The 12,612-nt window shown below is 52.6% G+C and carries 13 protein-coding genes, 1 pseudogene and 1 other annotated feature; of the genes and pseudogenes, 10 read left to right on the top strand and 4 right to left on the bottom strand.

Annotation, left to right across the window (positions count from 1 at the left end):
* Window positions 1-379: 379 nt before the first annotated feature.
* Window positions 380-1,798 (top strand): DUF2142 domain-containing protein, encoded by a 1,419-nt coding sequence (locus ABIB59_RS02670; RefSeq protein WP_354033916.1) that lies wholly within the window; start codon window positions 380-382, stop codon window positions 1,796-1,798.
* Between the two features lie 153 nt (window positions 1,799-1,951).
* Here the strand turns inward: ABIB59_RS02670 and tnpA are convergent.
* From tnpA to ABIB59_RS02690, 4 genes and pseudogenes are all read right to left on the bottom strand, one after another.
* A pseudogene (tnpA, locus tag ABIB59_RS02675) lies at window positions 1,952-2,347 on the bottom strand (IS200/IS605 family transposase).
* A gap of 188 nt (window positions 2,348-2,535) precedes the next feature.
* Complete coding sequence (locus tag ABIB59_RS02680) at window positions 2,536-3,897, bottom strand: APC family permease (protein WP_041851933.1); 1,362 nt, start codon at window positions 3,895-3,897, stop codon at window positions 2,536-2,538.
* Window positions 3,887-3,949 (bottom strand): membrane protein YoeI, encoded by a 63-nt coding sequence (gene yoeI, locus ABIB59_RS02685; RefSeq protein WP_103245917.1) that lies wholly within the window; start codon window positions 3,947-3,949, stop codon window positions 3,887-3,889. The genes ABIB59_RS02680 and yoeI overlap by 11 nt, the downstream gene beginning before the upstream one ends.
* A gap of 349 nt (window positions 3,950-4,298) precedes the next feature.
* The gene (locus ABIB59_RS02690) at window positions 4,299-5,123 is read right to left on the bottom strand and encodes an SDR family oxidoreductase (protein ID WP_354033918.1); all 825 of its coding nucleotides are present in this window, start codon (window positions 5,121-5,123) and stop codon (window positions 4,299-4,301) included.
* A gap of 175 nt (window positions 5,124-5,298) precedes the next feature.
* Here ABIB59_RS02690 and hisL point away from each other — a divergent pair, with 175 nt between their 5' ends.
* From hisL to hisIE, 9 genes are all read left to right on the top strand, one after another.
* On the top strand, window positions 5,299-5,349 hold the full coding sequence (gene hisL, locus ABIB59_RS02695) for a his operon leader peptide (protein ID WP_103245916.1): 51 nt from the start codon (window positions 5,299-5,301) through the stop codon (window positions 5,347-5,349).
* Window positions 5,325-5,448 (top strand) — a sequence feature (His leader region). (Overlaps the previous gene by 25 nt.)
* A gap of 34 nt (window positions 5,449-5,482) precedes the next feature.
* On the top strand, window positions 5,483-6,382 hold the full coding sequence (hisG, locus tag ABIB59_RS02700) for an ATP phosphoribosyltransferase (RefSeq protein WP_354033920.1): 900 nt from the start codon (window positions 5,483-5,485) through the stop codon (window positions 6,380-6,382).
* A gap of 98 nt (window positions 6,383-6,480) precedes the next feature.
* Window positions 6,481-7,785, top strand: a complete 1,305-nt coding sequence (hisD, locus tag ABIB59_RS02705; protein WP_110294477.1) for a histidinol dehydrogenase — start codon at window positions 6,481-6,483, stop codon at window positions 7,783-7,785.
* Complete coding sequence (hisC, locus tag ABIB59_RS02710; protein WP_108700992.1) at window positions 7,782-8,843, top strand: histidinol-phosphate transaminase; 1,062 nt, start codon at window positions 7,782-7,784, stop codon at window positions 8,841-8,843. Before hisD ends, hisC begins: the two co-directional genes overlap by 4 nt.
* Window positions 8,840-9,907 (top strand): bifunctional histidinol-phosphatase/imidazoleglycerol-phosphate dehydratase HisB, encoded by a 1,068-nt coding sequence (hisB, locus tag ABIB59_RS02715; RefSeq protein ID WP_041851938.1) that lies wholly within the window; start codon window positions 8,840-8,842, stop codon window positions 9,905-9,907. The genes hisC and hisB overlap by 4 nt, the downstream gene beginning before the upstream one ends.
* Window positions 9,907-10,497, top strand: coding sequence for an imidazole glycerol phosphate synthase subunit HisH (gene hisH, locus ABIB59_RS02720; protein ID WP_041851939.1), 591 nt, complete (start codon window positions 9,907-9,909; stop codon window positions 10,495-10,497). The genes hisB and hisH overlap by 1 nt, the downstream gene beginning before the upstream one ends.
* Window positions 10,497-11,234 carry a 1-(5-phosphoribosyl)-5-[(5-phosphoribosylamino)methylideneamino]imidazole-4-carboxamide isomerase gene (gene hisA, locus ABIB59_RS02725; protein WP_107223902.1) on the top strand — a complete coding sequence of 246 codons (738 nt, stop codon included), beginning with the start codon at window positions 10,497-10,499 and terminating at the stop codon, window positions 11,232-11,234. Before hisH ends, hisA begins: the two co-directional genes overlap by 1 nt.
* On the top strand, window positions 11,216-11,992 hold the full coding sequence (gene hisF, locus ABIB59_RS02730) for an imidazole glycerol phosphate synthase subunit HisF (protein ID WP_041851941.1): 777 nt from the start codon (window positions 11,216-11,218) through the stop codon (window positions 11,990-11,992). Before hisA ends, hisF begins: the two co-directional genes overlap by 19 nt.
* Window positions 11,986-12,597, top strand: a complete 612-nt coding sequence (gene hisIE, locus ABIB59_RS02735) for a bifunctional phosphoribosyl-AMP cyclohydrolase/phosphoribosyl-ATP diphosphatase HisIE (protein ID WP_047369632.1) — start codon at window positions 11,986-11,988, stop codon at window positions 12,595-12,597. The genes hisF and hisIE overlap by 7 nt, the downstream gene beginning before the upstream one ends.
* Window positions 12,598-12,612: the final 15 nt, after the last annotated feature.

Here is a 12,612-nt window from a genome sequence, read left to right on the forward strand (position 1 = left end):
GCTGTTATTAAACATATGAGAACGAAAGATTTGACTTGTTCATCCCAAATGAGCGCCTAATCTCAATGCTAGCAAACTTTTCCACTCACCATGCCTGATACTTCAAACTCTGTGCTATGGACATCGAAAACGATGATCCCTTTGCTTGCGTTGATTACGACGTTACAATCTTTGCCGTGCGAATCTGTAAAGCACTGCTTTTGAGCAGGAGAGGCAGCAATCCTTTCCTTTAAAATAGCAGTGATATTTCATCAACTGATGCTGCTAATGCGCTGGTTGATATGCAGATAAAAATCGCAGATATCAATACATTAATTTTCATTTTAGTACGTTTTTGGTGTGCTATCAGCCGATGACACACCATCGAATAGGGGTAGTCATGGATCGTCTGGAGAGGTTTTCTCTCGTATCTTATCTGGTCGTCATGACCATAATAGGGCTATTTTTCGTTTTCAAAAATACACCGCTTACCGGTCTTGATGAAAGATTTCATTTTTTCAGGTCATATCAAATGGCACAGGGAACCATGTTGCCAAAGCTGATAAATGGAGAGAAAGGCGCATGGGGTGGCTGTGTAGAAAGAAAAGCTTTGCAATATGTCTGGCCGTTTTTTATCTCGCAGGATCAGAATCAGCCAGCCAGTAAAGAGGATGCCATTAAGCGCGCCAAAGAAATTGATGCCTCAAATGATACCGTGAGTACCTGTTTCAATTTCGCGCCGTCTGCCGCCTATTCTCCGTTGTTATATGCACCGTCAGCAATTGGTATAGCCATCACTAAATACACGTCGTTTGGAATAGACACTCAGATGTATGCAGGGAGGGTGATGAACCTGGTATTTTTCATTGCAATGGTTTATGCCGCAGTAATGATGATGCCAATCATGCGCATCCCAACGCTGATGATTCTGTCTTTTCCTACCCTGCTAAATCTGGCATCGTCGTACAGCCCGGATCCGGTAACTAATCTAGTCACTGTGATGTTTATAGCGTGCTGCCTACGAATGGCAATTCTAAAAGAAAAAATATTCTGGCAGACGTTTGTGCTGGCTTGTTTGGTTGGCCTGCTGAAAATGACGAACATTGCATTTCTTCCGTTCGTTTTACTCATTCCGTCATCACTGTTTTCCAGTCGTATCAAATGGCTGGCATACATGGCAGGAAGCATTGCCGCAGGATGTGCTGTCGCGCTGGCATGGAACGGTTACTACTCGTGGGTGCCCAGCCAGTTCTGGCATTCAGGAGGCGATATAAAAACAGCCAAAGAGATGCTGTTGACTCAGCCGTTCGCAACAGTAATCTTCCTGATTAAAAGCGTGATTATTCAAACGCCTGATATGTTTGACAGGATGTTCGCTACGTTCGGCGGTGGCCCGGCTGCGTATACATGGACTTTTGGCGGTAAATATTGCTACCTGGCGATTTTTTCAATATTCATGGCAACACTTAGCAGCGTTAGCCGGTCACAGATAGCGTTTAATAAATTAAAATTGTATTTACTTCCAGTTATGAGTATTGGAAGTGTGCTGCTGATTTTCCTTGCCTTGTGGGTCGGTTTTTCACCGTTGAATATACCTTTCGTAGGTGGCGTTCAGGGCCGTTACTTCATAATCAGTTTCATGACTGCAATGATTTTCATTGTGATGATGCTTTCAAGAAGCGAGACTTTTGCTAAATCATGGCTTGGCGTTGCGCTGATTGATAAACCAGTACTTGCATTCTCAACGTTCACTTACCTGATGATAATTTCTCATGTATGCTATTTGAGCATTGTTAAATACTGGCCTATGTATAATTAAATAATTATCCTCCGGCATAGCCGGAGGTTTTTCTGATGTGCCTGGTAAGGCTCTGTGACCAGCCGCGCCTTACCAGGCAAATCGCAGTCGGACATTTGCATTTATGGATTACTTCCGACCCGTAAACGGGCTACCCGGATAAAGGAGCGACAACTACTCACCCATATTATCCTCTTCAAGCGGGTGCTTTATGTATTCCTGTATCTTCGCCGTGTTCTTCCCTACCATATCTACGCAGTATCCCCGGCACCAGAATTCCCTGTTCCTGTATTTGAATTTCAGATCTCCAAACTGCTCTTAAGGCATCAGACCGCTTTTCCCTTTCAGATATCCCATAAAGCCGGATACGCTCATTTTGGGCGGGATTTCCATAAGAATATGGATATGGATATGGATATGATCTGCGCAGCATTCCGCTTCCAGAATACGTACGTCTTTCCACTCACACAGCTTTCTTAAAATACTGCCTGTCGCCAGGCGTTTGGGTGAAAAAAACATGTGATATATACAGTTCCATTGGGTGTGCACCAAGCTCTTTTCGTCCGCGATTGCCCCCCTTTTGTTTTCTTGTTGAACTTGTGCAGTAGCCAGACCGCAAGATGGTTTAACAAATCAAAAGGGGTTTTAATAACTGACTTAAAGCTGAAAGCTTTCCTGAACGCCCAGCCTGGCAGGGGCTTTCTATAGGCAAAAAAAACCGGAGGCCATGGCCTCCGGTTTTTTTATTCAGTCATTCATTACTGCGCGATATCTTCGTACTGTGGCACCGGGTTGCGGAAACTTTTCGTCACGCAGGCCAGATAGACCAGACCGATACCCCCCCAGATCAGGCCCAGAATCATTGAGCTCTGCTCCAGGTTAATCCACAGTGCGCCTACGGTCAGCGCGCCACAGACCGGCAGTACCAGATAGTTGAAGTGATCTTTCAGCGTCTTGTTACGCTTTTCACGGATCCAGAACTGCGAAATCACTGACAGGTTAACGAAGGTAAACGCCACCAGTGCGCCGAAGTTAATCAACGCTGTCGCCGTCACCAGGTCGAATTTAATCGCCAGCAGTGCAATCGCGCCAACCAGCAGGACGTTCCATGCCGGAGTACGCCACTTCGGATGAATATAACCAAAGAAACGGGTCGGGAAGACGCCATCACGGCCCATCACGTACATCAGACGCGAAACGCCCGCATGTGCCGCCATACCGGAAGCCAGAACGGTCACGCTGGAGAAAATCAGCACGCCCCACTGGAAGGTTTTACCCGCCACATACAGCATGATTTCCGGCTGAGACGCATCCGGATCTTTAAAGCGAGAGATATCCGGGAAGTACAGTTGCAGGAAGTAAGAGGCAACGATAAATACCAGGCCGCCAATCAACGCCGTCAGGAAGATAGCCTTCGGAATCACGCGCTCTGCATCTTTGGTCTCTTCTGACAGAGAAGAGATACCGTCGAAGCCGAGGAACGAGAAGCACAGGATAGTCGCGCCGGTAATCATCGGCACCACGTGTGCGCCTTCGGACCAGAACGGACGCGTGCTGGTCAACGTACCTGCGCCTTCACCGTGAGAGACGCCGTAAATGATCAGACCAACAATAACGGCCACAATGCCCATCTGCAGAATCACAATCAGGGTATTGAAGTTGGCCACGGTCTTGATGCTGCGCAGATTAGAGATGGTCATAAAGGCCACCAGCGCGACAACAAAGATCCACGATGGAATAGAAGGCACCAGCGCTTCAAAATAGATTTTCGCCAACAGAATGTTGATCATCGGCATGAACAGGTAGTCCAGCAGCGAAGACCAACCCACCATAAAGCCAACCGCCGGGCTAATGGATTTCTGGGCATAGGTGTATGCGGAGCCCGCAGACGGGAAACGGCGAACCAGTTTACCGTAGCTCAGCGCCGTAAAAAGAATGGCCACCAGCGCAAAGGCATACGCCGTTGCAACATGGCCGTCGGTCAAGCCAGAGACGATACCAAACGTATCGAACAGCGTCATAGGCTGCATATAGGCGAGGCCCATCATAACAACCGGAATCAACGTAAGTGTTTTACGCAATTCCACGCGAGAGGTCTTTGGAGTAGCGTTATGCGACATAGTTATCCCCTTTTACGGTGAACGCCAGCGCGTAAGCAAAAGATTGCCCCATTTCTTTATATTCCTCAGCGACAACGACTGTCGGTTTTTAGTAAATATCTATCCGGTACGAAGCCCGGCCTCTTGGATTGAATGACGTTTCTAAAGTGCAAAAAAATAACCGACGTCTGATTAACGTCGGTTAGTTTCAATTTTTTGCAGCGACATATTTTGCACCAAAGTGAGGCGTTTTGACAAGCCTGTGCAATGGCGCTCACAAAGCGGTAACACCTAACTTACTGAATTTAAATAATTCACTTTGAACCAGAGCAAATTAATAGCACTTTTTGCTAAAATGTTTCTGCACTGTTTCAGGGAAATGACAGATTTCCCCCGTGTTTATGGCATTAAACTGTTTAAAATCAGTCCAGTGGCATGGTCATCGGATTCGGATATTCATACTCAAATCCCAGTTCGTGGCAAATGCGGTTACCGTCAACCGCTTTCCCTTTTTCGCCGGGCGCAGAGTCGAGGAATTGTGGCTCAGGCAGGCCAAGCTTGCGTGCCATGGCCGGGTAAAACTGCGCTCGCGCCGGGTGCTCAGGTGCACATAAATTATAGATATGCCCGCCCTTCGGCGCCTGAAGCAGCAACGTGATGGCGGAAATAACATCCTCCAGATGGACCAGGTTGACCCCCTGTTGCCCGTCTGGCGCCGTCTTCCCGGCAAAAAAACGCCCCGGATGGCGAGCCGGCCCTACCAGCCCTGCCAGACGCAGAATATCCACCGATGTCCCCGGCAAATTATGCAGCCAGTCCTCAAGCTCTTTCAGGACTCGTCCGCTCGCCGTTGACGGATTACGCGGTGAGTTTTCTTTTACTGTGCCGCTGGTGTCGCCGTACACCGAGGTGGAGCTGGTAAAAATGATGCGCGGGATATGATAGGCCAGCGCACTATCAACAATTTCCTGCATCGCCTGCAGGTAGAAAGCCTCGCCAGGACCACTGCGTCTGGCGGGCAAAGTGATAACCAGCGCGTCGACATTCATTAATGCATCCAGATCGTCTGGCTCGCAGAACAGCTCCGGTTCGAGTTTCAGCACGTAGCTTTCAATGCCGCACATACGAGCCGCCTCCACGCCATCCTGAGTGGTTTTGCTGCCGGTGACCTGCCAGCCGCGCGCCGTTAATGACAGCGCCAGCGGCATGCCCAACCATCCTAATCCGACAATAGCGACCTTTTTCATGTGTCTCTCCCGACATTTCGCAGATTCCATTTTAAGGCTACGCCAGCCCGACGAAACTGACAATTCATAGAGCGAATATGAAATGATTTAATGATTAAAAAAAGCCCTTGCCTTTGGTGGTGAAAGTGGTTTAGGTTAAACGACATCAAATGAATAAACATTCATCGAGAATTTTATGACAGGCGTTCAATTTAAACTTCACCATCATCACCATCATCCTGACTAGTCTTTCAGGCGATGTGTGCTGGAAGACGTTTGGATCTTCCAGTGGTGCATGAACGCAAGAGAAAGCCCCCGGAAGATTATCTTCCGGGGGCTTTTTTTTGGACCAAATTCAGCAGGATAATGAGGAAAACAGAATGTTAGACAATACCCGTTTACGCATAGCTATTCAGAAATCAGGCCGCCTGAGCGATGACTCACGCGAATTACTGGCCCGTTGCGGCATTAAAATCAACCTGCACACACAGCGTCTGATTGCCCTGGCCGAAAATATGCCGATTGATATTCTGCGCGTGCGTGATGACGACATTCCGGGGCTGGTCATGGACGGCGTGGTCGACCTGGGTATTGTGGGCGAAAACGTCCTGGAAGAAGAGTTACTGACCCGCCGCGCACAGGGGGAAGACCCGCGTTATTTCACCCTGCGCCGCCTTGATTTCGGGAGTTGCCGCCTGTCACTGGCGACCAACGCCGATGAAGAGTGGAAAGGCCCGGCGTCACTCGACGGAAAACGTATTGCCACCTCTTATCCGCACCTGCTCAAACGCTATCTCGACCAGAAAGGTGTCGCCTTCAAGTCCTGCCTGCTGAACGGTTCTGTTGAAGTGGCCCCACGTGCCGGTCTGGCGGATGCCATCTGTGATCTGGTCTCCACCGGCGCCACCCTGGAAGCGAATGGTCTGCGCGAAGTGGAAGTGATTTACCGCTCCAAAGCCTGCCTCATTCAACGTGACGGCGAGCTGCTGGATGGCAAACAAGAGCTGGTCGATAAATTGCTGACCCGTATTCAGGGCGTGATTCAGGCACGTGAATCAAAATACATCATGATGCACGCGCCAACCGAGCGTCTGGATGAAGTGATTTCTCTGTTGCCGGGCGCCGAACGTCCGACCATTCTGCCGCTGGCAGGCGATCAGCAACGTGTCGCCATGCATATGGTGAGCAGCGAAACCCTGTTCTGGGAAACGATGGAAAAACTGAAAGCGCTGGGCGCCAGTTCTATTCTGGTGCTGCCAATCGAGAAGATGATGGAGTAATCCACCTTACGATTCGCCCGGTGGCGCTATGTCTGCCGGGCCTGGACATCCAGGCCGGATAAGCGAAAGCGTCACCCTGCCTATAAAGGAAAACGATTATGAGCTTTAACACTATCATCGACTGGAACAGTTGCAGCCCTGAACAGCAACGCGAGCTGCTGATGCGCCCGGCGATCTCCGCCTCAGAAAGTATCACCCGTACCGTTGTGGAGATCCTCGACAACGTGAAAAGCAACGGCGATAACGCCCTGCGCGAATACAGCGCGAAATTTGATAAAACTGACGTTACCGCGCTGAAAGTGACCGCGCAGGAAATTGCCGATGCCAGCGCCCGTCTCGGTGACGACATCAAGCAGGCGATGGCCGTGGCGGTTAAGAATATCGACACGTTCCACGTCGCACAGAAACTGCAAACGGTTGATGTCGAAACAGTGCCAGGCGTGCGTTGCCAGCAAGTCACCCGCCCTATCGCCTCCGTCGGGTTGTATATCCCAGGTGGCTCCGCGCCGCTGTTTTCCACCGTACTGATGCTGGCCACTCCGGCACGCATTGCAGGCTGCAAAAAAGTGGTGCTCTGCTCCCCTCCCCCTATTGCGGATGAAATTCTCTATGCGGCGCAACTCTGCGGTGTACAGGAAGTCTTTAAAGTGGGGGGCGCGCAAGCGATTGCGGCTCTGGCATTTGGCACGGAATCAGTGCCAAAAGTCGATAAAATCTTTGGACCCGGCAACGCCTTCGTGACCGAGGCCAAGCGTCAGGTAAGCCAGCGTCTGGATGGCGCTGCTATCGATATGCCAGCGGGTCCTTCGGAAGTGCTGGTGATTGCCGACAGCGGCGCCACGCCTGATTTTGTCGCCTCCGATCTGTTGTCGCAGGCGGAGCACGGCCCGGACTCGCAGGTGATCCTGCTGACGCCGGATGCCGACATGGCCCGCGCCGTTGCCGACGCCGTTGAACGTCAGTTAGCCGACCTGCCTCGTGCGGAAACGGCGCGTAAAGCGCTCTCCGCCAGCCGCCTGATTGTGGCGAAAGACCTGGCACAATGCGTACAAATCTCTAACCAGTATGGTCCGGAGCATTTGATTATTCAGACCCGTAGCGCGCGTGACCTGGTGGATGATATCACCAGCGCCGGCTCGGTCTTTTTGGGCGACTGGTCACCCGAGTCCGCCGGTGATTATGCCTCCGGCACTAACCATGTCCTGCCAACATACGGTTATACCGCAACCTGCTCCAGCCTGGGGCTGGCCGATTTCCAGAAACGGATGACTGTCCAGGAATTATCGCGCGAAGGCTTCGCGTCTCTCGCTTCTACTATTGAAACGCTGGCGGCCGCTGAACTGCTCACCGCCCACAAAAATGCCGTCACCCTGCGTGTTAACGCCCTTAAGGAGCAAGCATGAGTATTGAGGAACTGGCTCGCGCCAACGTACGTGCCCTGACCCCGTATCAGTCTGCCCGTCGTCTTGGCGGTAAGGGCGATGTCTGGTTGAACGCCAACGAATTCCCGACGGCAGTGGAATTTAATTTCACTCAGCAAACGCTGAACCGCTACCCGGAATGCCAGCCAAAAGCGGTCATTGAAGGGTATGCGCAATACGCCGGGCTTAAGCCGGAACAAGTGTTGGTGAGTCGCGGCGCTGATGAAGGCATTGAGCTCCTTATCCGCGCGTTCTGCGAACCGGGTAAAGACGCCATTCTGTTCTGCCCGCCGACCTACGGTATGTACAGCGTCAGCGCAGAAACCTTTGGCGTTGAGTACCGCACGGCCCTGACACTGGACGGCTGGCAACTGGATCTGCAAAACATTGCCGACCAGCTTGAGAACGTCAAACTGGTGTATGTCTGCAGCCCGAACAACCCCACCGGTCAAATCATCAATCCGCAGGACATTCGCGCCGTGTTGGAGATGACGCGCGGCAAAGCGCTCGTAGTGGCCGACGAAGCGTATATTGAATTTTGCCCTCAGGCGACGCTGGCGGGCTGGCTTGAAGAGTATCCGCACCTGGTGATACTGCGCACGCTGTCCAAAGCTTTTGCGCTGGCAGGCCTGCGTTGCGGCTTCACCCTGGCAAATGAAGAGGTGATCAACATGCTGATGAAAGTGATCGCCCCCTATCCACTCTCTACACCGGTGGCCGATATCGCGGCCCAGGCTCTGAGCCCGGAAGGGATTGTGGCGATGCGTGAGCGTGTCGCACAGATCGTGGCCGAGCGCGAATATCTGTCAACATCACTTCGTGACATTCCCTGCGTGGAGACGGTGTTTGATTCAGAGACCAACTACATTCTGGTACGCTTCAAAGCCTCCAGCGCTGTCTTTAAATCTCTGTGGGATCAGGGCATTATCCTGCGTGACCAAAATAAACAACCGACCTTGAGCGGCTGCCTGCGTATCACTATCGGCACCCGCGAAGAGAGCCAGCGCGTCATCGACGCTTTACGTGCGGAGTCTGTATGAGCCAGAAGTACCTTTTTATTGACCGTGATGGAACCCTGATTTCCGAGCCGCCATCTGATTATCAGGTCGATCGTTTTGACAAGCTGGCCTTTGAACCGGACGCGATTCCGGTTCTGCTCGCACTCCAAAAAGCCGGTTTTAAACTGGTGATGATCACCAATCAGGACGGTCTGGGCACCAGCAGCTTCCCGCAGGCCGATTTTGACGGCCCGCATAACCTGATGATGCAAATTTTCACCTCTCAGGGTGTGGTGTTTGAAGAGGTGCTGATTTGCCCGCACTTCCCGGGCGATGAGTGTGATTGCCGCAAACCGAAAGTAAAAATGGTTGAGCGCTGGCTGGTTGAGCAAGCGCTGGATAAAGCGAACAGCTACGTCATTGGCGATCGCGCAACGGATATTGAACTGGCGGCCAACATGGGCATTGCAGGGCTGCGTTACAACCGTGAAACCCTGAACTGGGCAGCCATTGGCGAGCAGTTGACCAAACGCGATCGTTACGCCCACGTTGAGCGCAAAACCAAAGAGACGCAGATTGACGTCAAAGTGTGGCTGGATCGCGAAGGCGGCAGCAAAATCCGCACCGGCGTGGGATTCTTTGATCATATGCTCGATCAAATTGCCACCCACGGCGGATTTCGCATGGAAATCGACGTCAAAGGCGATCTCTACATTGACGATCACCATACGGTTGAAGATACCGGCCTGGCGTTAGGCGAAGCGTTGAAACTGGCGCTGGGCGACAAGCGCGGTATCAACCGTTTCGGTTTTGTGCTGCCGATGGACGAATGCCTGGCACGCTGCGCGCTGGATATTTCCGGGCGTCCGCACCTGGAATATAAAGCTGAGTTTACCTATCAGCGCGTGGGTGATTTGAGCACCGAGATGGTTGAGCACTTCTTTAGTTCTCTTTCTTACACCATGGGTGTGACGCTGCATTTGAAAACCAAAGGGAAAAACGATCACCACCGCGTGGAGAGCCTGTTCAAAGTCTTTGGTCGTACGCTGCGCCAGGCCATTCGCGTCGAAGGCGATACCCTTCCCTCCTCGAAAGGAGTGTTGTGATGAATGTCGTTATCCTGGATACCGGGTGCGCTAACCTCAACTCTGTGAAATCGGCCATTTCGCGTCACGGCTACGAGCCGCTGGTGAGCCGCGATCCGGACGTGGTGCTGCGCGCCGACAAACTGTTTCTGCCCGGCGTAGGCACGGCGCAGGCCGCCATGGATCAATTGCGCGAACGCGACCTGATTGAACTGGTAAAAGCCTGCACCCAGCCGGTGCTGGGCATCTGCCTGGGTATGCAGTTACTGGGACGTTTCAGCGAAGAGAACAGTGGCGTGGATTTACTGGGTATCATCGACCAGGACGTGCCGAAAATGGAAGATGTTGGTTTACCACTGCCGCACATGGGCTGGAACCAAGTCTATCCGAAAGCAGGCAATCGCCTGTTTCAGGGGATAGATGACGGCGCGTACTTCTATTTTGTTCATAGCTACGCCATGCCGGTTAACCCTTACACCATCGCCCAGTGTCAGTACGGCACGCCGTTTACTGCTGCGGTGCAAAAAGACAATTTCTATGGCGTGCAATTCCATCCGGAACGTTCAGGGCGCGCGGGTGCACAACTGCTGAAAAACTTTCTGGAGATGTGATGATTATTCCGGCTTTAGATTTAATTGATGGAACGGTAGTGCGCCTGCACCAGGGGGATTATGGTCAGCAGCGCGACTACGGCACCGACCCGTTGCCGCGCCTGCAGGATTACGCCTCCCAGGGTGCGCAAGTGCTGCATCTGGTGGATTTAACCGGTGCGAAAGATCCGGCGCGTCGCCAGATCCCATTGCTGAAAACACTGGTTGCCGGGGTGAATGTGCCGGTACAGGTCGGCGGCGGTGTACGTACCGAAGAGGATGTCGCCGCGCTGCTTGATGCCGGTGTCGCCCGTGTAGTCGTTGGTTCAACAGCCGTGAAATCACCTGAGGTCGTTAAAGGGTGGTTCGAGCGTTTTGGCGCCGATGCGCTGGTCCTGGCGCTGGATGTACGTATTGATGCCGCAGGCAATAAACAGGTTGCGGTAAGCGGCTGGCAGGAAGATTCCGGCGTCTCGCTGGAAGAACTGGTAGAAACCTATCTCCCGGTTGGTCTCAGGCATGTGCTGTGCACCGATATCTCCCGCGATGGTACGCTGGCAGGCTCGAACGTGTCGCTGTATGAAGAAGTGTGCGCGCGATATCCGCAGGTTGCGTTTCAGTCTTCCGGTGGTATCGGCGATATCAATGATATTGCGGCGCTGCGTGGAACAGGCGTGAAAGGCGTGATCGTGGGTCGCGCGCTGCTGGAAGGTAAATTTACTGTAACGGAGGCCATCCAATGCTGGCAAAACGGATAATTCCTTGTCTCGACGTACGCGATGGTCAGGTGGTGAAAGGCGTTCAATTTCGTAATCACGAAATCATCGGTGACATCGTGCCTCTGGCGAAACGCTACGCCGAAGAAGGCGCAGACGAACTGGTTTTTTACGATATCACCGCCTCCAGCGACGGGCGCGTGGTCGATAAAAGCTGGGTCTCTCGCGTCGCGGAAGTGATCGACATTCCGTTCTGCGTGGCGGGCGGGATAAAGTCTGCTGACGATGCGCACAAAATTCTCTCTTTCGGCGCGGATAAGATTTCCATCAACTCCCCGGCGCTGGCGGATCCGGAGCTTATCACCCGCCTCGCCGATCGTTTTGGCGTGCAGTGTATTGTGGTGGGTATCGATACCTGGTTTGATGCGTCGACCGGCAAGTACCACGTCAATCAGTATACCGGTGATGAAAGCCGCACCCGCGTGACCACCTGGGAGACGCTGGACTGGGTGCAGGAAGTGCAGAAACGCGGAGCTGGCGAGATCGTGCTTAACATGATGAACCAGGACGGCGTGCGTAACGGTTATGACCTTGAGCAACTGAAAAAAGTGCGCGAGGTTTGCCACGTCCCGCTTATCGCTTCCGGTGGCGCGGGTACAATGGAACACTTCCTTGAGGCCTTCCGCGACGCCAACGTCGACGGCGCGCTGGCGGCATCGGTGTTCCATAAGCAAATTATCAATATTGGTGAGTTAAAAACGTTCCTGGCAGGCCAGGGCGTGGAGATAAGGGTATGTTAACAGAGCTGCAACTGGCCCAACTGGACTGGGAAAAAACCGACGGACTGCTGCCCGCCGTGGTGCAACACGCGGTCTCCGGCGAAGTATTGATGCTGGGGTATATGAACAAGGACGCGCTGGCGAAAACGCTGGAAAGTGGCAAAGTCACCTTCTTCTCGCGGACCAAAGGACGTTTGTGGACCAAAGGCGAAAGTTCTGGCCATTTTCTGAATGTGGTGAATATTGCGCCGGACTGTGATAACGATACCCTGCTGGTACTGGTGAATCCCATTGGTCCAACCTGCCACACGGGAACGTCCAGTTGCTTTGGCGACAATGCCCATCAGTGGCTGTTCCTCTACCAACTGGAACAACTGCTCGCCGAACGCAAAACGGCAGACCCGGCCAGCTCATATACCGCTAAGCTGTATGCCAGCGGCACCAAGCGTATCGCACAAAAGGTGGGTGAAGAAGGCGTGGAGACCGCACTGGCGGCCACCGTTCACGATCGCGAAGAACTGACCAATGAAGCGTCAGACTTGATGTATCACCTGCTGGTCTTGTTGCAGGATCAGAACCTGGATCTGACCACAGTTATCGAAAATCTGCGTAAGCGTCACCAGTAATTGCTATGGGGAGTG

Origin of the sequence: Citrobacter sp. UYEF32, from assembly GCF_040546205.1 — a bacterium.
In the GTDB taxonomy this organism is placed as follows: Bacteria; Pseudomonadota; Gammaproteobacteria; order Enterobacterales; family Enterobacteriaceae; genus Phytobacter; species Phytobacter diazotrophicus.

What these genes read in the sequence shown, in the direction of transcription:
- hisB (WP_041851938.1), top strand. Translation starts at nt 8,840, where the DNA reads ATGAGCCAGAAGTACCTTTTTATTGACCGTGATGGAACCCTGATTTCC.
- ABIB59_RS02670 (WP_354033916.1), top strand. Translation starts at nt 380, where the DNA reads ATGGATCGTCTGGAGAGGTTTTCTCTCGTATCTTATCTGGTCGTCATG.
- hisF (WP_041851941.1), top strand. Translation starts at nt 11,216, where the DNA reads ATGCTGGCAAAACGGATAATTCCTTGTCTCGACGTACGCGATGGTCAG.
- ABIB59_RS02690 (WP_354033918.1), bottom strand. Translation starts at nt 5,123, where the DNA reads ATGAAAAAGGTCGCTATTGTCGGATTAGGATGGTTGGGCATGCCGCTG.
- hisH (WP_041851939.1), top strand. Translation starts at nt 9,907, where the DNA reads ATGAATGTCGTTATCCTGGATACCGGGTGCGCTAACCTCAACTCTGTG.
- hisG (WP_354033920.1), top strand. Translation starts at nt 5,483, where the DNA reads ATGTTAGACAATACCCGTTTACGCATAGCTATTCAGAAATCAGGCCGC.
- hisD (WP_110294477.1), top strand. Translation starts at nt 6,481, where the DNA reads ATGAGCTTTAACACTATCATCGACTGGAACAGTTGCAGCCCTGAACAG.
- hisC (WP_108700992.1), top strand. Translation starts at nt 7,782, where the DNA reads ATGAGTATTGAGGAACTGGCTCGCGCCAACGTACGTGCCCTGACCCCG.
- ABIB59_RS02680 (WP_041851933.1), bottom strand. Translation starts at nt 3,897, where the DNA reads ATGTCGCATAACGCTACTCCAAAGACCTCTCGCGTGGAATTGCGTAAA.
- hisA (WP_107223902.1), top strand. Translation starts at nt 10,497, where the DNA reads ATGATTATTCCGGCTTTAGATTTAATTGATGGAACGGTAGTGCGCCTG.
- hisIE (WP_047369632.1), top strand. Translation starts at nt 11,986, where the DNA reads ATGTTAACAGAGCTGCAACTGGCCCAACTGGACTGGGAAAAAACCGAC.